The sequence below is a fragment of the Bartonella sp. AP58NXGY genome, from assembly GCF_042195785.1.
Classification (GTDB): Bacteria; Pseudomonadota; Alphaproteobacteria; order Rhizobiales; family Rhizobiaceae; genus Bartonella.
In genome coordinates, this window is record NZ_JBHIOY010000208.1 from 1 (window position 1) to 766 (window position 766).

The window sequence follows — 766 nt, forward strand, 5'->3', positions numbered from 1 at the left end:
GAATGACAAGAAAAATAACAGAAGGAACCAATGAGAGTGATAATTGCACGACTGTGAGGAGTGTTTGTGTACTTTTTGTGAGAAAATTTATCCGTGCAAGAATTTGCACTGTCCAACTAACGCCCACTGCTGCAATCAAAACAGAACTAAATAGAAAAGAGACACGTTTCAGGATGTAAAACTCAATAATACGCATAAATTGGGGAACACCCTCAGTCTTTAATTCGATAGCAAATATTTTTACTGCTTTTAGTTAAAATGTAATAAAATTCAAAAAACATCCTTCCCTGAATTGGACATTTTTAGCAAATAGATAATATAAAATCTCTCGTTAAATCCCCTTTAATTTTTCACATATTATATTTTATTTTTAACGATAGTCTACAAAGAATCTACCAAATAATTTAAAAAACTTTTTTATTAATGTTAGAAATAAAAAAATATCTTTTAAAGAGTTTTTTAATGACGGGCAAAAAGATAATCCATCTCAATCGAAAAAGAGGTTTATATCTTGAAGCGTTTCCCTTTTATATGAAGGATATAGAAGTTTCTCTAAAAAAGATGTTAGCTTTTTTATAAAGGGTAAAGAGGGCTTAAGAGGTTGGATATTTTATTCTATCATTTGACGCAGTCAACGTTGAAAGATATTTTGCCAACGCTTGTAGAGCGGGCATTAGCGCGTTTTGGTAAGGTAACAATACAATGTGTGAGTAAAGAACAACGCGATTCTATCGATATGCATTTATGGGTTTATGCTGATGAATCA

At 31.3% G+C, this 766-nt stretch carries 1 protein-coding gene and 1 pseudogene; one reads left to right on the top strand and one right to left on the bottom strand.

The features are described 5' to 3' along the window. Window positions 1-196 (bottom strand): annotated as a pseudogene (locus ACFINC_RS10475) (LPS export ABC transporter permease LptF); the annotation flags it as partial. Window positions 197-601: 405 nt separating this feature from the next. Between ACFINC_RS10475 and ACFINC_RS10480 the strand changes: the two are divergent. After that, a partial coding sequence (locus tag ACFINC_RS10480) for a DNA polymerase III subunit chi (RefSeq protein ID WP_375617174.1) occupies window positions 602-766 on the top strand: 165 nt, incomplete at its 3' end.